The sequence below is a fragment of the Halopseudomonas sp. genome, from assembly GCF_038130085.1.
Lineage (GTDB): Bacteria > Pseudomonadota > Gammaproteobacteria > Pseudomonadales > Pseudomonadaceae > Halopseudomonas.
On record NZ_JAYPMU010000009.1, the window covers coordinates 65,609 to 87,195 of the forward strand.

22 protein-coding genes are annotated in these 21,587 nt (G+C 60.0%); 13 read left to right on the plus strand and 9 right to left on the minus strand.

The window, feature by feature from the left end:
- Positions 1 to 10: 10 nt before the first annotated feature.
- Genes AAFM31_RS08865 through AAFM31_RS08880 form a run of 4 tightly spaced genes read left to right on the plus strand, consistent with a single transcriptional unit; the run spans position 11 to position 3,376 of the window.
- Complete coding sequence (locus AAFM31_RS08865) at positions 11 to 1,834, plus strand: penicillin-binding protein activator (protein ID WP_341707558.1); 1,824 nt, start codon at positions 11 to 13, stop codon at positions 1,832 to 1,834.
- Positions 1,834 to 2,208 (plus strand): YraN family protein, encoded by a 375-nt coding sequence (locus tag AAFM31_RS08870; RefSeq protein ID WP_341707559.1) that lies wholly within the window; start codon positions 1,834 to 1,836, stop codon positions 2,206 to 2,208. Before AAFM31_RS08865 ends, AAFM31_RS08870 begins: the two co-directional genes overlap by 1 nt.
- An 11-nt stretch (positions 2,209 to 2,219) precedes the next feature.
- A complete protein-coding gene (locus AAFM31_RS08875; protein ID WP_088274801.1) occupies positions 2,220 to 2,813 on the plus strand; it encodes a phosphoheptose isomerase in 594 nt (197 codons plus the stop codon).
- Positions 2,810 to 3,376, plus strand: a complete 567-nt coding sequence (locus AAFM31_RS08880; protein WP_341707560.1) for a BON domain-containing protein — start codon at positions 2,810 to 2,812, stop codon at positions 3,374 to 3,376. Before AAFM31_RS08875 ends, AAFM31_RS08880 begins: the two co-directional genes overlap by 4 nt.
- A gap of 44 nt (positions 3,377 to 3,420) precedes the next feature.
- Here the strand turns inward: AAFM31_RS08880 and AAFM31_RS08885 are convergent, their stop codons facing one another.
- From AAFM31_RS08885 to rplM, 7 genes are all read right to left on the minus strand, one after another.
- Entirely contained in the window at positions 3,421 to 3,828 is a 408-nt protein-coding gene (locus AAFM31_RS08885) for a ClpXP protease specificity-enhancing factor (RefSeq protein ID WP_341707625.1), read from the minus strand.
- 24 nt (positions 3,829 to 3,852) lie between these two features.
- Positions 3,853 to 4,488, minus strand: a complete 636-nt coding sequence (locus AAFM31_RS08890; RefSeq protein WP_341707561.1) for a glutathione S-transferase N-terminal domain-containing protein — start codon at positions 4,486 to 4,488, stop codon at positions 3,853 to 3,855.
- 158 nt (positions 4,489 to 4,646) lie between these two features.
- Positions 4,647 to 5,435 carry a cytochrome c1 gene (locus AAFM31_RS08895; RefSeq protein WP_341707562.1) on the minus strand — a complete coding sequence of 263 codons (789 nt, stop codon included), beginning with the start codon at positions 5,433 to 5,435 and terminating at the stop codon, positions 4,647 to 4,649.
- Positions 5,435 to 6,658 carry a cytochrome bc complex cytochrome b subunit gene (locus AAFM31_RS08900; RefSeq protein WP_341707563.1) on the minus strand — a complete coding sequence of 408 codons (1,224 nt, stop codon included), beginning with the start codon at positions 6,656 to 6,658 and terminating at the stop codon, positions 5,435 to 5,437. Before AAFM31_RS08900 ends, AAFM31_RS08895 begins: the two co-directional genes overlap by 1 nt.
- The gene (gene petA / locus AAFM31_RS08905; protein WP_341707626.1) at positions 6,658 to 7,251 is read right to left on the minus strand and encodes a ubiquinol-cytochrome c reductase iron-sulfur subunit; all 594 of its coding nucleotides are present in this window, start codon (positions 7,249 to 7,251) and stop codon (positions 6,658 to 6,660) included. The genes AAFM31_RS08900 and petA overlap by 1 nt, the downstream gene beginning before the upstream one ends.
- 265 nt (positions 7,252 to 7,516) lie before the next feature.
- Positions 7,517 to 7,909 carry a 30S ribosomal protein S9 gene (gene rpsI, locus AAFM31_RS08910; RefSeq protein ID WP_341707564.1) on the minus strand — a complete coding sequence of 131 codons (393 nt, stop codon included), beginning with the start codon at positions 7,907 to 7,909 and terminating at the stop codon, positions 7,517 to 7,519.
- Between the two features lie 10 nt (positions 7,910 to 7,919).
- Positions 7,920 to 8,348, minus strand: coding sequence for a 50S ribosomal protein L13 (gene rplM / locus AAFM31_RS08915; RefSeq protein ID WP_088274787.1), 429 nt, complete (start codon positions 8,346 to 8,348; stop codon positions 7,920 to 7,922).
- A gap of 264 nt (positions 8,349 to 8,612) precedes the next feature.
- On the opposite strand from rplM, the gene AAFM31_RS08920 reads away from it, so the two are divergent.
- Positions 8,613 to 9,653, plus strand: coding sequence for an NADP(H)-dependent aldo-keto reductase (locus tag AAFM31_RS08920; protein WP_341707565.1), 1,041 nt, complete (start codon positions 8,613 to 8,615; stop codon positions 9,651 to 9,653).
- A 120-nt stretch (positions 9,654 to 9,773) separates the two neighbouring features.
- Positions 9,774 to 10,790 (plus strand): helix-turn-helix domain-containing protein, encoded by a 1,017-nt coding sequence (locus tag AAFM31_RS08925; protein ID WP_341707566.1) that lies wholly within the window; start codon positions 9,774 to 9,776, stop codon positions 10,788 to 10,790.
- 1 nt (position 10,791) lies between these two features.
- Here the strand turns inward: AAFM31_RS08925 and zapE are convergent, their stop codons facing one another.
- Together zapE and AAFM31_RS08935 are read right to left on the minus strand one after the other, a co-directional pair.
- A complete protein-coding gene (gene zapE / locus AAFM31_RS08930) occupies positions 10,792 to 11,883 on the minus strand; it encodes a cell division protein ZapE (RefSeq protein ID WP_341707567.1) in 1,092 nt (363 codons plus the stop codon).
- A gap of 65 nt (positions 11,884 to 11,948) precedes the next feature.
- Positions 11,949 to 12,581 (minus strand): alpha/beta fold hydrolase, encoded by a 633-nt coding sequence (locus tag AAFM31_RS08935; protein ID WP_341707568.1) that lies wholly within the window; start codon positions 12,579 to 12,581, stop codon positions 11,949 to 11,951.
- Positions 12,582 to 12,825: 244 nt separating this feature from the next.
- On the opposite strand from AAFM31_RS08935, the gene AAFM31_RS08940 reads away from it, so the two are divergent.
- The 7 genes from AAFM31_RS08940 to metE all read left to right on the plus strand — a co-directional run bounded on the left by AAFM31_RS08940 (position 12,826) and on the right by metE (position 21,587).
- Positions 12,826 to 13,287, plus strand: coding sequence for a ZapG family protein (locus AAFM31_RS08940; RefSeq protein ID WP_341707569.1), 462 nt, complete (start codon positions 12,826 to 12,828; stop codon positions 13,285 to 13,287).
- Positions 13,288 to 13,328: 41 nt separating this feature from the next.
- Positions 13,329 to 14,462, plus strand: coding sequence for an ABC transporter permease (locus AAFM31_RS08945; protein ID WP_341707570.1), 1,134 nt, complete (start codon positions 13,329 to 13,331; stop codon positions 14,460 to 14,462).
- Positions 14,459 to 15,250 (plus strand): ABC transporter ATP-binding protein, encoded by a 792-nt coding sequence (locus AAFM31_RS08950; protein WP_371833028.1) that lies wholly within the window; start codon positions 14,459 to 14,461, stop codon positions 15,248 to 15,250. Before AAFM31_RS08945 ends, AAFM31_RS08950 begins: the two co-directional genes overlap by 4 nt.
- A gap of 6 nt (positions 15,251 to 15,256) precedes the next feature.
- Entirely contained in the window at positions 15,257 to 16,195 is a 939-nt protein-coding gene (locus AAFM31_RS08955) for an MlaD family protein (protein ID WP_341707572.1), read from the plus strand.
- A complete protein-coding gene (locus AAFM31_RS08960) occupies positions 16,192 to 16,806 on the plus strand; it encodes an ABC-type transport auxiliary lipoprotein family protein (protein WP_341707573.1) in 615 nt (204 codons plus the stop codon). The genes AAFM31_RS08955 and AAFM31_RS08960 overlap by 4 nt, the downstream gene beginning before the upstream one ends.
- A gap of 150 nt (positions 16,807 to 16,956) precedes the next feature.
- Entirely contained in the window at positions 16,957 to 19,161 is a 2,205-nt protein-coding gene (locus AAFM31_RS08965; protein WP_341707574.1) for a TonB-dependent siderophore receptor, read from the plus strand.
- Positions 19,162 to 19,304: 143 nt separating this feature from the next.
- Positions 19,305 to 21,587, plus strand: coding sequence for a 5-methyltetrahydropteroyltriglutamate--homocysteine S-methyltransferase (gene metE, locus AAFM31_RS08970; protein ID WP_341707575.1), 2,283 nt, complete (start codon positions 19,305 to 19,307; stop codon positions 21,585 to 21,587).

Here is a 21,587-nt window from a genome sequence, read left to right on the forward strand (position 1 = left end):
GACACCTCGCATGCACCGCTCCATTCGCCTGTCGACCCTGGCCCTGACACTGACCACGGTGTTGGCTGGCTGTGCTTCCGCACCGAAAAGTCTGGACGAGCTGCCTCGCACCCCTGACGCCTCAGTGGAAGAGATTCTCAAGAACGCGGGACGCTATGAAGGCGCGGAAGCCAACCTGCTCCGCCTGCACGCCGCGCAGACCGCACTGAACAACGGCAACCCGGAACAGACCAACCGAATCCTGCAGGACATCCCACAGAGCGACCTGCCCACTGACCAGCAGATCCGCTTTAGCGAACTGCAGGCCACCAGCGCCCTGGCGCTCGGCGACAGCGCTGGCGCGCTGCGCGCGATCCAGCACCCCGCCTTGCGCCAACTGGATATTCGCCCACTTGCCGAGCAGCTGCGCCTCCAACAGCTGCGCGCTGACATCCTCGACACCAACGGCCTCTTCGTCGATGCCGCCCAAGAGCGCGTGTATATCCACAGCCTGCTTGATGCAGGCCAGCAAGCGAGTAACAGTCAAGCGATCTGGGAAAGCCTGAGCAAAGCCGACACCCCAGCGCTGCAGACGGCGAGCAACAACGCCACCGGCGAGTTCGCCGGCTGGTTGGAGCTGGCACTGATTACGCGCAAGCAGCGCAACCTGGATCTGCAAATCCGCTCTCTGCAAGCGTGGAAAACCGAGAACCCCAATCACCCAGCGGCCAACCAGCTGCCGGATGCCATCCAGCAGATTGAAGCACTGCAGGCGAGCCGCCCCACGCACATCGGGCTACTCCTGCCATTTAACGGCCCACTGGCAAGCGCCGCTCAGGCACTGCGCGACGGCTTTCTAGCCGCACAGTATCAAGCGCAAAGCCAAGGAATCGCCCAACCTCAGGTCACTCTCTACGACAGCACCCAATACGCCAGCGCCATGGAAGCACTCAACCAGGCCCAACGTGACGGCGTGCAGTGGGTTATTGGCCCACTGGAAAAGGAAAAGGTTGCGCAACTGGCTAGCGCGGGCGAGCTGCCTCTACCAACCCTGGTGCTCAACTACGCAGAGCAAAGCACCGCCGCGAGCAGCATTTATCAATTCGGTCTCGCCCCGGAAGATGAGGCACGCTCTGCGGCGATTCGAGCCTGGAATGACGGCCATCGGCGCATGGCAACCCTAAGCACCCGCGACGACTGGAGCCAGAGAGCCAACCGTGCATTTACCACTGAGTGGCAAGCCCTTGGCGGGACCATCATAGGCCAGGAGCTGGTTGATCAGCCTGCTGCCGTCGCAAACCAGATGGGTGAGTTGCTGAAAATCAAGCAAAGCGAGAACCGCGCCAACCGCATCAGCAGCCTCTTAGGCGACGTGCTCTCGCAACCCACTCCCCGCCAGGATCTCGACGCCCTGTTCCTCGCCGCGACACCGCTGCAGGCTCGCCAGATCAAGCCAACCCTGGCGTTCCAATACGCAGCTGAGCTGCCGGTTTATGCGACATCGCATTCGTACCAGATAGACCCAACCGGCATGCAGAACACCGATCTGGACGGCCTGCTAATCGCCGAGATCCCGTGGCTGCTAGACCGTAGCGACCCTCTATACGGCGAGGTAACCAGCAACTGGCCCCAAGCCACCGGCGCGCTCGGTCGCCTCTATGCGATGGGCATCGACACCCAGCGGATCTTCGCCCGTTTGCCGCAAATGCGTCAGTATCCCGATACGCGTATTGAAGGCGCCACAGGTGAGCTAACCCTGGACGCAAATGGCCGCATCCAGCGCAACCTCCCGTGGGGCCAGATTCAAGACGGCCTCCTGCAGCCTGCCGCACCGAGCAACAGCAGCCCACTTTGATGCTGCGCCTGACCAGCAGGCAGCAACGAGGCAACCAGGCCGAGCGCATGGCTGAACAAATCATGCGCAAGGCCGGTCTATCCTGTGAGGCGCGCAATTACCGGTGCCGACAGGGCGAGCTTGATCTGGTCATGCGCGACGGCGATACAGTAGTATTTGTCGAAGTGCGCTACAGGCAGCAGAGCCGTTGGGGGAGCGCAGCAGAAAGCGTCAATCGGGCGAAGCAGCAACGCCTGATCCTGGCCGCAGAGCATTATCTGCTGCACCACCCCCGCCTGACCAACCGTCCCTGTCGCTTTGACGTCATAGCCGCCGAAGGCGACCCCTCCAATCCAGCGTCCTACACCTGGATCCGTGAGGCATTCACTTGCTAGCGAGTTTCCCTATGGATATGCAACACCGCATCAGACAGCTTTTCACCGACAGCATCGAAACCAAGACCCGCGCCATGGACGTGCTCGGCCCCAGCATCGAGCAGGGCAGCCAGATGATGGTTAATGCACTGCTCAGCGAAGGCAAGATCCTCACCTGCGGAAACGGTGGATCGGCAGGCGACGCACAGCACTTCTCTTCTGAACTGCTGAACCGCTTCGAGCGCGAGCGCCCCAGCCTACCCGCCATCGCGCTGACGACCGACGCGTCGACGATTACCTCGATCGCCAACGACTACAGCTACGAAGAAGTCTTTTCCAAGCAAATCCGCGCACTCGGCCAACCTGGCGACATTCTGCTGGCCATCTCTACCAGCGGAAACTCCGCCAACGTGATGCAGGCCATTCAAGCCGCCCACGACCGGGAGATGCATGTTGTTGCCCTGACCGGCCGCGATGGCGGCGCCATGGCATCACTGCTGATGCCAGAAGACGTCGAAATCCGCGTTCCGGCCCGCTCCACTGCGCGCATCCAGGAAGTTCACCTGCTGGCAATCCACTGCCTGTGCGACCTTATCGACCGCCAACTGTTCGGGAGCGAAGAATGAAGCGACTGTCCGCCATTGCCCTCGCACTGACGCTCGCAGGTTGCAGCTCGGTTCTGACTGCAACGCGCGACACCCCCATTGAGGACAACCACGGCACCCGCACCATCGGCAGTAGCATTGATGATCAGCTCATCGAAACCAAGGTTGCAGTCAATGTAAACAAGGCCAACGGCGCCATCGAGAGCGAAGGCCGCATCGTCGTGACCAGCTACAACGGCGTTGTACTACTGGCCGGCCAAGTGCCGCGTGGCGACTTGATCGCACCTGCCGGTGAGGCAGCGAAGCAAGTGCAGAAGGTCAAGGTAGTTCACAATGAGCTCACCGCCGGACCACGACTGTCACTGCTCGCGCGCAATCAGGACGCCCTGATCACCGCCAATCTGAAGGCGCGCCTGCTCACCGACGGCACTATCCCCGGCTCCCGCATCAAGGTCGTAACCGAGGCTGGCGTTGTCTACCTGATGGGCCTGGTCACTCACCACGAAGCCAATTTAGCCGTCGCGCAAGCCCAGCAAGTTGGTGGCGTTCAGCGTATCGTCAAGCTGTTCGAATACCTGGACTGACGCCCTCCGGCAAACAAAAAGCCCCGCATTGCGGGGCTTTTTGTTTACTTAACAACTTTGAGCGAGGGGCGACCGCCACCTTCTGGCCGAGGAGGCTGAGGCGGCTTATCACCACCATCCGAATCCGCCGACTGAGGACCACTCGGCTCCAATTCGAACACCATACCCTGGCCATTCTCACGAGCGTAAATCGCCATCACAGCGCCGATCGGGATCCAGACCTGCTGAGCCACCCCACCAAAGCGACCATCGAAGCTAATCAGCTCATTATCCATATTCAGCTCACGCACCGCGCTGGGCGACAGGTTGAGCACAATCTGGCCATCTTCGACAAACGCCGCGGGGACCGCAGTGTCTGGATATTCAGCATTCACCAGCAAGTATGGTGTGCACTGGTTATCCAGAATCCACTCGTACAGCGCGCGGACCAGATAAGGACGGCTGGAGCTCATTTCGACCATACCCGCTTCCTCCACTCAGCTTGTCTTCATATCCCGCTCAGCGGGCGAGAGACTGGCGATAAAGCCCTCACGCGCAAAAATACGCTCCATATAATCCAGCAGGGGCTTTGCCTGTTTGGGCAACTCAACACCCAACTCAGGCAGGCGCCACAGAATCGGCGCAATACAGCAGTCAACCAGACTAAACTCATCGCCCATGAAGAACGGCATTTCCGCAAACACCGGAGCAACCCCGATGAGACTCTCGCGCAACTCCTTGCGCGCGCGGGTGACTTCCGCCGCACTGCTCTTCGGATCGACGATAACATCCACCAGACGGCACCAGTCACGCTGTACTCGATACATCAATAGACGACTATTGGCGCGAGCGACCGGGTATACCGGCAACAACGGAGGATGCGGGAAACGCTCATCCAGGTACTCCATCATGATATTCGGCTCATAGAGCACCAGATCACGATCAAGCAGCGTAGGAACACTATTGTAGGGGTTATTCTCGGCAAGCTCCTGCGGATGATCGCCCGGCTCGACGTTAATCACGTCAACGGTAACCCCCTTTTCTGCCAGCACAATTCTGACCCGATGACAGTAGTGATCACGGGGGTCGGAGAAAAATGCCATGGAGGAACGCTTGTTGGCGGTTACGCCCATATGTAAACCCTCATCCTTATTCGGACTGCGGCAGGTGCCAAACTGACACCTAAAAGCACAAAGCGCGCAGCCAGGCCGCGCGCGCAGAGCGCCATTATACCCCAGAAACAAGTGCGCGCCCTCAAGGGGCGCGCACGGATCATCAATGACTCAGACGATCAATGGACATCTCGCCAGTATTCGCGCTTCAGCAGGTACGCAAATACAAACAGGAAGGCCAGATACAGCAGCACATAAACACCAATGCGGTGACGCTCCAGCTTGATCGGGTCTGCCGAATAAGCCAGGAAGCTGACCAGGTTACGAACCGTGGTATCAAACTCTTCCTCGGTCTGGGTACCAGTACCCGGAACCACAGTCAGCACGTCGCACTGCTCTTGCTTAATGACATCGCCACTCAGCGTATCGCGCATCACCTTGCCATCGTGATCCTTGACCGGCATGGCTTTACAGCCGATGACCTGACGACCCTGCAGCTCGGCCAGCACGTTCGGCATGCCCACGTTCGGGAACACCTTGTTGTTGGCACCCAGCGGACGGGAAGGATCCTCGTAGAAGGTACGCAGATAGGTGTAGAGCCAGTCAGTACCGCGAACACGAGCAACCAGAGTCAGATCCGGCGGCGCTGCGCCGAACCACTTCTTGGCGTCGGCGCCGCGCATGCCGTTCTTCATGTGGTCACCGATCAAAGTACCTTCGGTGAACACCAGGTTATCCAGCATCAACTGCTCAGGAATACCCAGATCAGTGGCAACGCGCTCATAACGCTGATACTGCGCAGAGTGGCAACCCATGCAGTAGTTGGCAAAGGTCCGCGCGCCATCCTGCAGCGCAGCCTTGTCAGCGATATCAACGTTTGCTTCATCCAGGTGGTAGCCAGAACCGCCCGCCGCGAAGGCGACAGCCGGAACCAGAGCAAACATCAGGGCAATAAGTTGTTTTTTCATTAGCCAGTAACCCTCTCCGGAACCGGTTTGGTCTTCTCCATCCGCGTGTAGAACGGCATCAGGATGAAGAAGGCGAAATACAGAACGGTACAAACCTGCGACAGCAAGGTGCGACCCGGAGTGGACGGGATAGCACCCAGCACACCGAGAATTACGAAGCAGACGCAGAAGATGACCAGCCAAAGCTTGCTCATCCAGCCTTTATAGCGGATGGAGCGAACCGGGCTACGGTCCAGCCAGGGCAGAACAAACAGAATTGCAATCGCCGCACCCATTGCCAGTACACCCGGGAAAGCAGAGCCAGCAATAGACGGAACAGCACGCAGGATCGCGTAGAACGGCGTGAAGTACCAAACCGGAGCGATGTGGTCAGGTGTCTTCAGCTGGTTGGCGATCTCGAAGTTCGGCTTCTCAAGGAAATAACCACCCATTTCCGGGAAGAAGAACACGATGGCGCAGAACACGAACAGGAAGACCACCACGCCGACGATGTCCTTGACGGTGTAGTACGGGTGGAAGGCGATGCCGTCCAGCGGCTTGCCATTCTCATCCTTGAACTTCTTGATATCGATACCATCGGGGTTGTTGGAGCCAACCTCATGCAGCGCGATGATGTGCAGCACGACCAGACCCAGCAACACAATCGGCAGCGCGATGACGTGCAGCGCGAAGAAGCGGTTCAGAGTAATACCGGAAATCAGGAAGTCGCCGCGCACCCACTGGGCCAGGTCAGGGCCAATGAACGGGATTGCACCGAACAGCGAGATAATTACCTGGGCACCCCAGTACGACATCTGCCCCCAAGGCAGCAGGTAGCCCATGAAGGCCTCACCCATCAGCACCAGGTAGATCAGCATACCGAACAGCCAGATCAGCTCACGCGGCTTCTGATAAGAGCCGTACATCAGGCCGCGCAGCATGTGCAGGTAAACCACCACGAAGAACGCAGAGGCACCGGTAGAGTGCAGATAGCGCAGCAGCCAGCCGTACTCAACATCACGCATGATGTACTCAACGGAGGCAAATGCACCTTCGGCGGACGGCTCGTAGCTCATGGTCAACCAGATACCGGTAACCAGCTGGTTTACCAGCACCAGCATGGCCAGGGAGCCAAAGAAATAGAAGAAGTTGAAGTTCTTGGGCGCGTAGTACTTGGTCAGGTGATCTTCCATCACCTGAGTGACGGACATCCGCTCATTCACCCACTGCATCAATTTATTCATCAGGCGCTCTCCTGATCCACGCCGATCACGATTACGTCATCAGACTCATATGAATAGGGCGGTACCGGAAGATTCAGGGGCGCAGGCTGGCCCTTGAAGACACGACCGGACATGTCGTAGTGGGAACCATGGCAAGGGCAGAAATAGCCGCCTTTCCAGTCCGCACCCATGTCGGCTGCAGCGACTTCAGGCTTGAACAGCGGAGAGCAGCCCAGGTGAGTACACACACCCATGACCACCAGCAGCTCAGGCTTGATCGCGCGCGTCTTGCCGTCAACATATGCTGGCTGCACCGAGGCCTGCGAGTTCGGGTCAGCTACGACCGAATCCATCTCGTCCAGGACCGCAATGGCCTCAGGCGTACGATGCGAAACGAACACTGGCTGACCGCGCCACTCGACAACGATCTGCTGCCCCAGCTCGATCTTGCTGACATTCACCTTTACCGGCGCACCAGCCGCTTTGGCTCGAGCGCTGGGGAACCAAGCCCCCACAAAGGGGGTTGCGGCCCCCACTGCTCCGGCGGCACCAACCACACTTGTGGCGGCCACCAGGAAGCGACGCCGGCCATTATTCACGCCGTCATTACTCATCCAGTCGTCTCCCATCAGCTAATTTCTGGACCTTTTAAGAAGGCCTTTTGAAGTGTTGAACAGCCTGCACAAAATGAAACCGATGGTAATGAAAAACCCCTTTTTTGACAAGGTGATATCCATTCCCAGCACGGCCGTCACTATACCGAATTCGCGCCCAATCAGGGACTTGCATCTAACCATAGCAGGCGCGACACCTTGCCGCAGATACGAAAACGCCCGGCACTCCTTCCGGAGCCCGGGCGTTTTCCAGCGCAATACGAGATTAACGCTTGGAGTACTGCGGACGCTTACGCGCTTTACGCAGACCGACTTTCTTACGCTCAACTTCACGAGCGTCACGGGTAACGTAACCCGCTTTGCGCAGCTCGCTACGCAGAGTCTCGTCATACTCCATCAGAGCACGGGTAATACCGTGACGGATGGCGCCAGCTTGACCAGAGATACCACCACCGCTGACAGTCACATAGATGTCGAACTTCTCGGTGCTCTCGGTCAGCTCAAGCGGCTGACGAACAACCATGCGAGCAGTTTCGCGGCCGAAGAAGTTTTCCAGGCTGCGATTGTTGATAGAGATATTGCCAGAACCCGGACGCAGGAATACGCGAGCGGTGGCAGTTTTACGACGGCCAGTGCCGTAGTTTTGTGTCGCCGACATGGTGAACTCCTTAGATCTTCAGTTCTTGGGGCTGTTGTGCAGCATGCGGATGAGAAGCGCCTTTGTAGACCTTCATCTTCCGATACATTGCACGACCCAGGGGGTTCTTCGGCAACATGCCTTTGACAGCAGACTCGATAACACGCTCAGGAGCGCGCTGGATCAGCTTTTCAAAGTTGATGGACTTGATACCACCCGGGAAACCGGAGTGGCTGTAGTACATCTTGTCCTGAACCTTGTTACCGGTTACGTGAACTTTCTCGGCATTGATGATGACGATGTAATCACCGGTATCAACGTGAGGGGTGTATTCGGGCTTGTGCTTGCCGCGCAGACGTGAAGCAACCTCGGTTGCCAGACGACCCAGAGTCAGACCACTGGCGTCGACGACGTACCAATCACGTTTTACGGTTTCAGGTTTTGCGCTGAAGGTTTTCATTAATCCTAGCCTCAGAGGCCGCTTTCAAAAGAAGACGGCAAATCTTACAGAGTGAAATGTGTTTTTACAAGACAACAAAGCCTAGAACAGACACTCAGTGGGGGCTGCGTGGGTCTGGGTGGCATCTGTGCTGTAAACAACAACGACAGGCTAGGCATCCTGTCGAAAGTGGCGGGCATTATGCCAATCAGCAAAAAAAATACAACCCTTATTTACCCTTATGATCAATAATGAAACGTCCTTTCGGCAACCAAGGAGTGCTCCATGCAATACCGCCCACTCGGCCGCAGCAACCTCAAGGTGAGTGCACTGTGCCTCGGCACCATGACCTGGGGTGAGCAGAACACCCAGCAGGAAGCCTTTGCTCAGATTGACCGGGCACGCGATGCTGGTGTCAATTTTATTGATACCGCCGAAATGTACCCAGTGCCGCCCAAGGGCGACACCTACGGCGCTACCGAAAGCATCATCGGCAATTACTTCCAGCAGCGCGGTGGCCGCGAGAATTGGATTATCGCCAGCAAGATTGCCGGCCCCGGCAACGGCCTGAGCTACCTGCGCAATGGCCGCACTCGCTTCACCAGCGACCACATCAACCAGGCTATAGACGGCAGCCTCCAACGCCTGCAAACCGACTACATCGACCTTTACCAACTGCACTGGCCTGACCGTCAGACCAACTACTTCGGCCAACTCGGCTATCGACACAACCCGGACGATGAGCTGACCGCCTTCGAGGACACGCTCGAAGCCCTGGACAACCTGATCAAGGCCGGCAAAATTCGTCACGTTGGCCTCTCCAACGAAACCCCTTGGGGCGTCAGCCGCTTCTTGCACCTGGCTGAGAGCCGCGGCTGGCCGCGCATGGTCTCGATTCAGAACCCGTACAACCTGCTTAATCGCACCTACGAGATCGGCCTCGCCGAGATGTCCATGCGTGAGCAGATTGGCCTGCTGGCCTACTCGCCACTGGCTTTTGGCGTACTGACCGGCAAGTACCTGAATGGCCTGCGCCCGGAGAAAGCACGCATTACGCTGTTTGAACGCTTCGTTCGCTACAGCAACCCTCAAGCCCAAAAGGCCTGTGCGCGCTACGTGCAACTGGCGCGCGACCACGGCATGGACCCAGCCCAGATGGCGCTCGCATTCGTGACCCGTCAACCATTTGTGACCAGCAACATTATCGGCGCCACCAACATGGACCAGCTGAATCGGAACCTGAGCAGCGTCAACATGGGCCTCACCGACAGTGTGCTTCAGGCCATCTCCGAGATCCATCAGAGCCAACCCAACCCCGCCCCCTGATCCAGTGGTGGCCGTCAGCAGGCGGCCACCACTTGACCCAACTGTCTCTACCAGTAGACACTGACCGCATACGGCCATTTCGGCCATATCTGTCTGATTCACCTTATAACGACAACAACCATGCCTAACCAAGCTCCGGACACCCTGAGCCAGGTCGCCATTCTCGCGACAGACTTCACAGTGACCTCCACTCTGGCGCAAGCCCGCGACGTCTTCTATATGGCCAGCCTAAACACCGGCCGTCAGCAGGGCCTCGGCCTCACGCCTGGCTTCGAGGTACTCACCGTCACGCCAGACGGCCAACCGGTAACCGGCTTCAGCCAGGATCCGATTCAAGCTGAAGCCAGCATCCACGACATCGAGCCCGAACTCATTATCCTGCCGTCGTTCTGGGCTGATTTCGACCAACTGCAGCAACAGTACCCACAGATCACTCCCTGGCTGCAGCAGCAGTACCAGCGCGGCGCACTGATCGGCGCGGTCGCTCTTGGCGCGTTCTGGCCTGCGGCAGCCGGTCTGCTCGACGGTCGCGAGGCAACAACCTACTGGCGCTTTCACGACGAATATCAGCAGCGCTTTCCCGCTGTAGACCTGCAACGCGACAAACACCTCACCGACGCAGGACAAGTGCTCTGCGCCGCTGGCATCAGCTCGGGCAGAGATCTGTTTGTGCACCTGGCGGAGAGACTATGCAGCCCGGAAGTGTCGCGCACACTCGCGCGTGACGCCTTTTACGAAGTTCAGCGCAACTACACACCCGGCGTTATCGGATTTGGCGGCCAGAAGATGCATCAGGACCTGCCGATCCTGCAGATTCAGCAGTGGCTGGAGCAGCACTTTGCGGAGAAGTTTCGCTTCGAGGACGTCGCCAGCCGCCACGGCATGAGCATCCGCAATTTCATGCGCCGCTTCCACCAGGCTACCGGGGACAAACCGCTGCATTACTTGCAACGGCTGCGTATTGAAATGGCCAAAACACTGCTGGTAACTGGTAACCAGAGCATCAAGACCATCAGCTACGAAATCGGTTACGACGACGCCAGCTTCTTCGCTCGACTGTTCCGCCAGCATACCGGCATGTCGCCGAATCAGTACCGCCGCGCCTATCTCCGCGGCGGTCGCGAGCCAGCTGCCTGACTCAGGGCTTGTGCGGACGGGCGAGGAACTCGTGTGACTGCATTTCGAGCAGACGACTGAGGGTGCGCTGGAATTCAAAGTCCAGGCGACCGCCTGCGTACAGGTCTTTGAGAGGCACCTCGGCAGACAGGATCAGCTTCACATTGCGGTCGTAGAACTCATCGACCAGGTTGATGAAGCGACGCGCCATATCGTCCTTGGCGGTGTTCATCTGTTCGACATTAGAGATCAGCACCGCGTGAAAGATGCGGCCGAGCTCGATGTAATCGTTCTGACTGCGCGGCCCATCGCACAGGGCCCGGAATTCAAACCAGGCCACGTCTTCACAAACGCGTACCGACTTGATCGGGCGATTCTCGATAATCAGCTCCTCGCCCTCGACTACCTCATTGATATCCGGCACTAGGCTGTCGAAGCTACGCTTCAGACTGCCGTAGGCGTCACAATCTAGCGGGTAGTGATAGAGCTCAGCCTGCTCCAGCGCACGCAGGCGGTAATCAACACCGTTATCGACGTTGACGACTTCTGTGCAGCTGTTGAGCAATGCAATCGCCGGCAGGAAGCGTGCACGCTGCAAACCGTCCTTGTAGAGGCCGTCCGGCACGATGTTGGAGGTAGCAACCAGGGTGACGCCTTGGGCAAACAGCTCTTCCATCAAGCTGCCGAGGATCATCGCGTCGGTGATATCGGAAACGAAGAATTCGTCGAAGCAGATGACCCGTGCTTCGCTGGCAAACTGAGCCGCAATCAACTTGAGCGGATTCTTCTCGCCCTTCAGCCCTTTCAGTTCGTGATGAACCCGCTGCATGAAACGGTGAAAGTGCGTACGCATCTTGCGCTCGAAGGGCAGCGCATCGAAAAAGGTATCGACCAGATAGGTCTTGCCGCGACCCACGCCACCCCAGAAATACAGCCCCTTAACCATCTCTGGCTTACGCTTGCGGAAGCGATCAAGAAAGCCCGAGCGCTGCTGCTCACTGCGGACCAGATCGTCGTATAACCGCTGCAAATGCTGGACCGCGCGCTCCTGCGCAGGATCGTGAAAGAAATCAGGACGCTGAAGATCGGCCTTGTATCGTTCAAGGGGAGACATACACGCAATACCAGTAGGGACATCGAAGGGAGCGATACTCTACCGCCAGCATCGCCCCTTGGCAATCAAGCCTGATCCGCCAGAACCCGCTCCACTTCTGCCTTCAGCGGCACCAGCTTGCCGTGAAAGAAGTGTCCGGTCTCGGCGAAACGAACAACCTCGGCCTTACCCTCATCCGCGAAAGCAGCGTATACGGCAGCTGGCGCGACCACATCATCGTCCTCGCCCATCATCACGCTGACCGGTCCGGCGAGCGGCTTGAGCGCGGCGAAGTCCTGTTTTACAACCGAGGGCGCGACCAGCACCAGACGCTCGGGCCACTGCGCCAGCCGGCTTGCCGCCGCCGCTGCAACAAAGCCGCCAAAGGAGAACCCCATCAGCCACAGACGTGAAACACCCTGCTGCTTGAGCGCCCAGTCAATCACTGCCAGGCAGTCATCAACCTCGCCGACGCCATAGTCATGCTGCCCGGCACTCGCGCCCACGCCACGAAAGTTGAAGCGCAGCGTGCTGGCGCCCAAGTCACGTGCTGTGCGCATCAGCGTATGCACTACTTTGTTTTGCATGGTGCCGCCCTGTATCGGGTTAGGGTGACAGATCACCGCCAACAGCCCGGGCACTTCGCCACGAGTCAGCACGGCTTCCAGAGGACCGCAGGGGCCCTCAATGACAATTGACTCTTCAGCTGCTCTGGACATGCACGACTCCGTGACTACTGCGGGGGCAAGTGCGTCGCATCAGCGGAACCAGACGGCGTTGCGACACTCAAACGCACTATTCTGAACTCTGACTTGCGACACTGACAAGCTGCCGACACCCCCACCATTGATTAGGTGCAAATGCCCTAGCCTTGGCCGGCAAATCTCGTTACCGTTAAGGCATGGTTCGGACAGGCAGCACCCGCTGGACTGATAGCACCAACCTACAGATGAGGGACCCAAGGTGGAAGCAAGCGAAAACCTGTGGATTGCAGCAGCCATTGCCCTGGCAGTGGGCGTCGTTGTCGGCATTGTGCTGGCTCAAGTATCCCGACGCGTCAGCGGTGGCAGCAATACCAGCGCTCAGGCCCAACTCGAAAGCCTGCAACTGCGCTTTGAAGAATATCAGCAGGAAGTGGCCGCCCACTTCAAAACCACCGCGACCCTGGCCAGCCGCCTCAACCGCAGCTATCAGGACATTCAGGAACACCTGACCCACGGCGCCGTTGAACTGGCCCCAGACGACATGACCCGGCAGCGCCTGCTCGCCGCGCTCGATCAGGACGCCGGCATTGTCCACGGCGCGTCCCGGCCGCGCTCCGAACCCGCATTCGATTCGCTGGAGCCACCGCGGGACTACGCACCCAAAGACGCCGCCGGCCCCGGCACGCTGTCCGAAGACTTCGGCATCAAGCGCAAGCCCTGACCCCTGCAGCCTGCGCCGCTCAGACGGCGCAGGCACACTCCATGCCCGATACCTCTCCTTTCCTTCGCCTGCCAGACTCGCAGCACACCACTCTGTGCCTGCTCGGTGACTGGACTCTGGCAAACTACGCCGAACTGCGCCGCCTGATAGGCAGCCTTCCCGCCGACGTAGCCGAGACGCCAGAGATCGACCTTAGCCAGCTGGAACACGTCGACACCGCTGGCGGTCAGCTGATCAACGACCTGCTGGGTGCTGAACGCCTGCAACAGCTCCTGCAGAGTAGCGACGGCCTGAGTGACGAACGTCGCACCCTGCTCGCCCGCATCGCCAGCACCTGCCCGCAGGGCCCCGATCCTGAGCCCGCAGCAGGACAGCCGCTGCTCGACATGCTGGAGCGCGTCGGTGTCAGCATGAAGGCGCACGCGGCGCATGTTATCGAGCTGCTCGGCTTTATCGGTCTGACTCTAAGCGGCCTGATTGGCGGGCTGTTCCGCCCGCGCAGCTGGCGCCCGACCGCAATCGCCGCGCAGATCGAGCAGACCGGGCTGAACGCGGTTCCAATTGTTGCCCTGCTGACCTTCATGGTCGGCGCGGTCATTGCATTTCTTGGTGCCACCGTACTGCAGACCTTCGGGGCCAGCATCTATACGGTGGACCTGGTGGCGTTCTCATTCCTGCGGGAGTTCGGCGTGCTGCTGACGGCCATCCTGATGGCGGGGCGCACCGCCAGCGCCTTTACCGCGCAGATCGGCTCAATGAAGTCGAACGAGGAGATCGACGCCATTCGCGCCCTCGGCCTCAATCCACTCGAGCTGTTGGTGCTGCCGCGGGTCATCGCGCTTCTGATCACCCTGCCGGCACTGACGTTTATTGCCATGCTCTCCGGTCTGCTCGGCGGGGCCATGGTCTGCGCGTTCAGCCTGGATATCTCACCGGTGATGTTCGTCAATCTGCTGCGTGACGACGTCGGCGTGCAGCACTTCCTGCTGGGTATCGCCAAGGCGCCGGTATTCGCATTTCTGGTCGCCATCATCGGTTGCCTGGAAGGCTTCAAAGTATCCGGCAGCGCCGAATCGGTCGGCGAGCACACCACCTCCAGCGTGGTGCAATGCATCTTTGTGGTTATTCTGGTCGATGCGTTAGCCGCGCTGTTTTACATGGAGATGGGATGGTGAGCACAACACCTGCCAAGCCAATCGTCGAGGTTCGCGGCCTGGTCAATCGCTTCGGCAAGCAGACCGTGCACGATCAGCTTGATCTCGACATCATGCCGCGAGAAGTGCTCGGCGTGGTCGGCGGCTCCGGCACCGGCAAGTCGGTACTGCTGCGCTCCATCGTCGGCCTGCGCCGGCCGAACGCCGGTTCGGTCAAGGTGTTCGGTCAGGATCTGCAAACGCTGTCAGAGGAAGAGCGCTCCCTCCAGGAACGCCGCTTTGGCGTACTGTTCCAGTCCGGCGCGCTGTTCTCCTCGCTGACGGTGGCAGAAAATATCGCTCTGCCGCTGATCGAACACATTGGCCTCAGCCGCCGCGATGCCGACCACCTGGCGCGAATGAAAGTGCTGCTGACCGGCCTGCCACCTGAGGCAGCCGACAAGTATCCGTCGATGCTCTCGGGCGGCATGGTGAAACGTGCAGCGCTGGCTCGGGCCTTGGCGCTCGACCCCGACATCCTGTTTCTCGATGAACCCACCGCCGGCCTCGACCCGATCGGTGCCGCGGCATTCGATCAGTTGATTCGCACCCTCTGCGACGCGCTGGGTCTGAGCGTTTTTCTGGTCACCCACGACTTGGACACCCTTTACGCGATCTGCGACCGGGTGGCCGTGCTGTCGCAAAAGCGCGTACTGATTGCCGACACGCTGGAGCGCGTAGCCCAGACCGACGACATCTGGGTACAAGACTATTTCCACGGCCCGCGCGGGCGCGCCGCCGCATACCAACACCCTGCAGCAGGAGAGTAAAGACCCATGGAAACACGTGCCAACCATGTGTTGATCGGCCTGTTTACCGTGCTATCTGCACTGGCAGCCATCGTCTTTGCCATCTGGCTGAGCAGCACCAGCACCGCGGATGACCAGCGTTACTACACCGTCGTATTCAAACAGTCGGTCACCGGCCTGTCGCGCGGCAGCGCAGTCCAGTTCAGCGGCATCCGCATTGGTGAAATTACCGAACTTGGCCTGGACGCCGAAGACCCGCGCATCGTTCGCGCCCGTATTCGCATTGCCTCAAGCGTGCCGATCAATCAGGGAACCAAGGCCAAACTGTCCTTCACGGGCATTACCGGCACCTCGGTCATCGAGCTGACCCATAACAACCCTGACGGCCCGCCACTCACAGCCCCGCGAGGCGAGGACCCGGTCATTCAGGCGATCCCCTCACCAATCTCGGCGCTGCTGGCCAACGGTGAAGACCTGATGACCAACATCAACAAGCTCATTGTCAGTGCCCGCAAGGTGCTGTCCGAGGAGAACGTAAACAGCTTCAGCATGACGCTCGACGGTCTGAATCAGGCAACCCACAGCATTGCTGACCCCGATGGCAATCTGCAGCAGTTGCTGGCCGAGCTGCGGGCGACCAGCAAGGCCGCCACTGAAACACTGGAGCGCAGCAACCAGATGATCGCCCGTGCCGATCAACTGATGAGCAACGACGGCGCAATCACCCTGGCGAGCGCGCGCGACGCCATGGCCTCCATTGCCGAGACCAGCGATCAGCTGGAGCAGGTGCTCAGCGAAAACCGCCATGCACTCAGCAGCGGCGCACAGGGGCTGGGCCAGCTTGACCCGGCACTGAACGAGCTGCGCGCCACCCTGGCCGATCTGCGCCTGCTCAGCCGCCGCCTGCAGGACGACCCGGCCCGCTTCCTGCTGGGTCGTGAAGCGCAACAGGAGTTCACCCCATGATCCGCAGCAAACTGATCCCCACGCTACTCACACTGACCGCGCTCAGCGCCTGCAGCGTGCTACCCAAGACCGAACCGGTCACCACCTACCAACTGCCGGCGCCGCAATTCAGCGCCAGCTCTCAGCCGGCGCTGGCGCAGTCCCTGCGCATCGTCACGCCCGCCGCCAGCTATGCGCTGCAAACGCCACGGATCATGGTTACGCCCGAAGGCAACACCATCAACAGCTATCAGGGCGCCCGCTGGACCGACCCTAACGCGGTCCTGTTGCGCGAGCATCTGGTGCAAGCGTTTCAGCAGGACGGCGGTTTTGCCAGCGTCAGCACCGAGGTGCATGCCCTGCAGACCGACGTCCAATTGTTCAGCGATCTGCGCCAGTTCCAGACGCTGTATCAGGGCGGCAACGCCAGCGCGGTGATCGAACTGGACGCCAAACTGGTTGATCCGGGCTCTCGCCAAGTCATCGCCAGCCGCCACTTCCGCGTCAGCCAGCCGCTGACCGATACCGCTGTACCTGCCGTCGTCAGCGGTCTGGGCGCCGCCGCCGACACCCTCGCCCGCCAGCTGCTCGACTGGAGCCGCACCGCACTGCAGCAACGCCAACAGCCGTAACACCGGGTTAGGGCGCCTTGGCGGCGCCCGTACCCAACCCCCTCCTTACCACTACAGCCGCAAGCCGGACGAACCTTTGCGTTCCTTGCCCTATATCAATACAATGCGAACGATTCTCATAATCACTAGCATACACAGGGAGCGCTTTACATGCCGATCACCACCCCATCCGGGGAGCAAACACGCAACCGACTTCGCCCGCTGACACTGGCCATTCACCTGCTGGCCGCCGGCTCAGCCGTCGCCGCCTTGCCGGTAGCCGCACAGGCCACAAGCGAGGACGAGATGCTGCTCGCGCCGATCAGCGTTACGGGCCAGGGCGAGCGAAGCGCGGTTACAGAAGATACCGGTTCCTACACAGCCGAAGCCGCGCGTACCGCCACTCCGCTGAGCCTGTCGCCGCGTGAGACCCCGCAATCGGTAACCGTCGTCACGCAACAGAAGATCGAAGACCAGGATCTGGGGACGATCCTGGACGTGGTCAACAACACCGTCGGCATTTCGGTCAACCGCTACGAAACCAGTCGCGCCCAGTTCAACGCCCGCGGCTTCAACATCAACGCCCTGATGATTGACGGCGTTCCAACCATTTGGGAGCAGCCGTGGAGTTCAGGCGAGATCTTCAGCAGCCTGGCCATGTATGACCGCGTCGAGGTGGTCCGGGGTGCGAACGGCTTGATGAGCGGGTCGGGCGACCCGTCGGCATCAATCAACATGGTGCGCAAGCGCGCCAGCAGCACAGTACCAACCGGTTCGCTGTCTGTCAGCGGCGGCACCTGGGATACCTATGGCGCGCTGGGTGACGTTTCCTTTGCCCTGAACGATGCCGGAACCGTTCGCGCTCGCCTTGTCGGCGAGTACAACGATGGCGACAGCTGGATCGATCTGCACAGCAACCAGAACTCCACGCTGTACGGCACCATGGATATCGACCTGACGCCCGACACTACCCTGTGGTTTGGCATGAGCCATCAGGAGAACAAGTCGAACTCGCCGATGTGGGGCGGCCTGGCTTACTGGTACCACGATGGCAGCAAAACCGACTGGAGCCGCTCGAAGACGACCTCGGCCAAGTGGAGCTGGTGGGACAGTAGCTACGAAACCCGCTTCGTCAATCTGGATCACTACTTCGCCAACGACTGGCAGCTGAACCTCAGCTACAGCCGCGGTGAACGGGAAAGCGAATCCTACCTGTTCTACGTTTACACCTACGCCAGCCAGCCCGGCTCTGCGCCCATCAACACCTATCCTGGGATGTACAAGACCCGCACGGTGCAAGAGGACTACAGCGCCCGCATGAACGGACCGTTCTCGCTCTTCGGCCGCGAGCATGAACTGGCATTCGGCTACATCCACAGTGAGCAAGAATTCGACGCCGACACCCGGATTGCTAGCACCGGCTGGGGTGGCATCCCGGACTTCGACAGCTACGAAGGCAACTTCCCGGCACCTGTCTGGGGCGACCTGACAACCTACGGCTACGGCGATCTGACCCAAACCGGCGCCTACGCTGCCGTGCGCCTGAACATCGCCGACGACCTCAAGGTCATCCTCGGTGCCCGCGACAGCACCTACAAGAAAACGTCAGACGACATCTACTCAGACCCGACCCGGACCGACGTTGGCCACGAGCTGACGCCCTACGCCGGCGTTATCTATGACCTGAACGACACCCTGTCGGTGTACGCCAGCTATACGGATATCTTCCAGCCGCAAACCGAGCGCGACATGAACGGGCAGCAAATCGTACCGATCATCGGCAAAAGCTACGAAGCCGGTCTGAAGGGCGAGTTTTACGATGGCCGCCTGAACGCCTCGGTAGCGGTCTTCCAGATTGAGCAGGATAATCTGGCGGTCAAGACCGGTCAGTTCATCCCCGGCACAGTTGAGAGTGCCTACGTCGCGAGCGAGGCCACCAGTAAAGGCTTTGAGCTGGAAGTCAACGGCGAGCTGGCCGCGGGCTGGAATGTCGGCGCGGGCTACACCCAGTTCGAGGTCGAGGACGCTGAAGGCGACGCAACCAACACCCGTTTCCCGACCAAACTGCTGCGCTCGTTCACAACCTATCAGTTCCCGGGCGAATGGAGCCGCCTGACGGTTGGTGGCGGCGTAAACTGGCAGGACAGCGTCTACACCCGCGCAAGAAACCCAGCAGACAAACTGGAGAAGATCGAGCAAGACGCGTACGCACTGGTCAACCTCATGGCCCGCTACGACATCACCGACAACCTGTCCGGCCAGCTCAACGTTAACAACCTCACCGACGAGAAATATTTCGATATCTTCGAAGCCTTCGGCGCCATCACCTACGGTGCTCCACGCAGCGTGACAGCAACAGCCAAGTATCGCTTCTGATCTGAGCAACTCCCCCGGGCAATCCGGGGGAGGCATTCAATGTGAGAAAAACTAATCCAAACCTGAATATTCAACAATTACACTAATACAAAAACCCGCCTAGCATGCCCCTGTTCCCATTCGAAGAGACACAGAGGCAATTCATGACACGCATTCACAACCTCGGCTTTCCGCGCATAGGCGCCCGCCGCGAACTCAAGTTCGCGCTGGAGCAGTACTGGAAAGGCGAGCGCAGCCGCGAAGCGCTGCTGCAAACCGGCGCTGAACTGCGCCAACGCCACTGGCAGGCCCAACAAGGCCTGGACCTGATCCCGGTCGGTGACTTCTCCTTCTACGACCAGATGCTCGACATGAGCTTCACCCTTGGCAACCTGCCTGCGCGGGTGCAGGGGTTCCATGGCGATGAACTGGACAACTACTTCCGCGTTGCCCGCGGTCGCTCTGCTCAAACCCACGCTGCCTGCTGCGGTGGCGTCGCTGCCGGTGAAATGACCAAGTGGTTTGATACCAACTACCACTACATCGTGCCGGAATTTACCGCGGACACCCGCTTTGCCCTGAATCCGCGCCGGCTGCTTGATCAACTAAGCGAAGCCCGTGCCGCCGGCGTCAAAGCCAAACCGGTGATCATCGGCCCGGTCACCTATCTGAGCCTCGGCAAGGCCAAGGACGACAGCAACCCGCTGGCGCTGCTCGAGCAGCTACTGCCGGTGTATGCAGAGCTACTGGAGGCTCTGGCGCAGCAGGGCGTGGAGTGGGTGCAGATCGACGAGCCGATTCTGGTGACCGATCTCAACGAAACCCAGCGGGCCGCACTGGAATACAGCTATGCCACCCTGCAGAACAGCGAGGTAAAGCTGTTGCTGACCAGCTACTTCGGCCAGCTGCAGGACAACCTGGCACTGGTTGCCCGGCTGCCGGTCGCGGGCGTGCATCTGGACTGCATCAATGCGCGCAACGAGGTGGCTGAACTGATCGAACGGCTGCCGACGGAGCGGGTCCTTTCCCTTGGCGTGATCAATGGTCGCAATATCTGGAAGAGCGACCTTGGCAGCTTGCTCGACTGGCTGGAGCCGCTGGCCACGCAACTGGGCGACCGCCTCTGGCTCGCGCCGTCGTGCTCGCTGCTGCACGTCCCGGTTGACCTGAACAGCGAAGACCAACTGGACCCGGACGTTCGCAACTGGCTGGCCTTTGCCCTGCAAAAGCTCGATGAGTTGCGCGTACTCGGTCGCGCACTGAGCAACGGCCGCGACAGCGTGGCAGATGAACTCGCCGCCAATCAGCAGGCAGTAGAAAGCCGCCGCACCTCACCCCGGGTCCATAACCCGGCGGTCCGTGATGCCGTCGCCGCGCTGACCCCGGCACTGGGCGAGCGCCGCAGCCCTTATGCTGCACGTGCAGCCGTGCAGGCGGCGCGCCTGCAGCTGCCGGCCTACCCAACCACCACCATCGGTTCCTTCCCGCAGACCGCCGAGATTCGCCAGGCCCGCCGCCAGTTCAAGGCCGGCGAGCTGAGCCCCATTGAATACCGTCAGGCGATGGAAGCAGAAATCGCTCACTGCGTGCGCGAGCAGGAAGCACTGCAGCTGGATGTATTGGTGCACGGCGAGCCAGAACGCAACGACATGGTCGAGTACTTTGGCGAGCAGCTTGAAGGCTACGCGTTCAGCCGCTTTGGCTGGGTGCAGTCGTACGGCTCACGCTGCGTCAAACCGCCGATCCTGTTCGGCGACATCAGCCGGCCCACGCCGATCACGGTCGAGTGGAGCCGCTACGCCCAGTCGCTGACCAGCAAGCCGATGAAGGGCATGCTGACCGGCCCGGTGACCATCCTCAACTGGTCCTTCGTGCGCGACGATCAGCCCCGCGCCGATTCCTGCCGTCAGTTGGCGCTGGCCATGCGTGCAGAAGTACTGGATCTGGAGAAGGCCGGCATCGGCGTCATTCAAATCGACGAAGCCGCCCTGCGCGAAGGCCTGCCGCTGCGCCAGAGCGAGTGGAAGCAGTATCTGGATTGGGCAGTGGAAAGCTTCCGCATCACCGCCAACGGCGTCGCGGATGAAACCCAGATCCACACCCACATGTGCTACTCGGAGTTCAATGACATCATCCAGGCCATCGCCGACATGGATGCCGACGTGATCACCATCGAGACCTCACGCTCCGACATGGAGCTGCTGGATGCCTTCGATCACTTCCAGTATCCCAACGAGATCGGACCCGGCGTGTACGACATCCACTCGCCGAATATTCCCGATCAGGCGCAAATGGTCGAGCTGATGCGCAAGGCCGCCGAGCGCGTGCCCGCCGAGCGGCTGTGGGTCAACCCGGACTGCGGCCTCAAGACCCGCCAGTGGCCGGAAGTGACGCCGGCACTGCGTAACATGGTCGCCGCCGCCCAGGCCCTGCGCGCCGCCAGCTGA

What these genes read in the sequence shown, in the direction of transcription:
- rplM (WP_088274787.1), bottom strand. Translation starts at nt 8,348, where the DNA reads ATGAAAACCTTCAGCGCAAAACCTGAAACCGTAAAACGTGATTGGTAC.
- zapE (WP_341707567.1), bottom strand. Translation starts at nt 11,883, where the DNA reads ATGTCTCCCCTTGAACGATACAAGGCCGATCTTCAGCGTCCTGATTTC.
- AAFM31_RS08900 (WP_341707563.1), bottom strand. Translation starts at nt 6,658, where the DNA reads ATGAATAAATTGATGCAGTGGGTGAATGAGCGGATGTCCGTCACTCAG.
- AAFM31_RS08880 (WP_341707560.1), top strand. Translation starts at nt 2,810, where the DNA reads ATGAAGCGACTGTCCGCCATTGCCCTCGCACTGACGCTCGCAGGTTGC.
- AAFM31_RS08895 (WP_341707562.1), bottom strand. Translation starts at nt 5,435, where the DNA reads ATGAAAAAACAACTTATTGCCCTGATGTTTGCTCTGGTTCCGGCTGTC.
- AAFM31_RS08865 (WP_341707558.1), top strand. Translation starts at nt 11, where the DNA reads ATGCACCGCTCCATTCGCCTGTCGACCCTGGCCCTGACACTGACCACG.
- AAFM31_RS08920 (WP_341707565.1), top strand. Translation starts at nt 8,613, where the DNA reads ATGCAATACCGCCCACTCGGCCGCAGCAACCTCAAGGTGAGTGCACTG.
- metE (WP_341707575.1), top strand. Translation starts at nt 19,305, where the DNA reads ATGACACGCATTCACAACCTCGGCTTTCCGCGCATAGGCGCCCGCCGC.
- AAFM31_RS08960 (WP_341707573.1), top strand. Translation starts at nt 16,192, where the DNA reads ATGATCCGCAGCAAACTGATCCCCACGCTACTCACACTGACCGCGCTC.
- AAFM31_RS08955 (WP_341707572.1), top strand. Translation starts at nt 15,257, where the DNA reads ATGGAAACACGTGCCAACCATGTGTTGATCGGCCTGTTTACCGTGCTA.
- rpsI (WP_341707564.1), bottom strand. Translation starts at nt 7,909, where the DNA reads ATGTCGGCGACACAAAACTACGGCACTGGCCGTCGTAAAACTGCCACC.
- AAFM31_RS08945 (WP_341707570.1), top strand. Translation starts at nt 13,329, where the DNA reads ATGCCCGATACCTCTCCTTTCCTTCGCCTGCCAGACTCGCAGCACACC.
- AAFM31_RS08965 (WP_341707574.1), top strand. Translation starts at nt 16,957, where the DNA reads ATGCCGATCACCACCCCATCCGGGGAGCAAACACGCAACCGACTTCGC.
- AAFM31_RS08925 (WP_341707566.1), top strand. Translation starts at nt 9,774, where the DNA reads ATGCCTAACCAAGCTCCGGACACCCTGAGCCAGGTCGCCATTCTCGCG.
- AAFM31_RS08935 (WP_341707568.1), bottom strand. Translation starts at nt 12,581, where the DNA reads ATGTCCAGAGCAGCTGAAGAGTCAATTGTCATTGAGGGCCCCTGCGGT.
- AAFM31_RS08885 (WP_341707625.1), bottom strand. Translation starts at nt 3,828, where the DNA reads ATGAGCTCCAGCCGTCCTTATCTGGTCCGCGCGCTGTACGAGTGGATT.
- AAFM31_RS08870 (WP_341707559.1), top strand. Translation starts at nt 1,834, where the DNA reads ATGCTGCGCCTGACCAGCAGGCAGCAACGAGGCAACCAGGCCGAGCGC.
- AAFM31_RS08890 (WP_341707561.1), bottom strand. Translation starts at nt 4,488, where the DNA reads ATGGGCGTAACCGCCAACAAGCGTTCCTCCATGGCATTTTTCTCCGAC.
- petA (WP_341707626.1), bottom strand. Translation starts at nt 7,251, where the DNA reads ATGAGTAATGACGGCGTGAATAATGGCCGGCGTCGCTTCCTGGTGGCC.
- AAFM31_RS08875 (WP_088274801.1), top strand. Translation starts at nt 2,220, where the DNA reads ATGGATATGCAACACCGCATCAGACAGCTTTTCACCGACAGCATCGAA.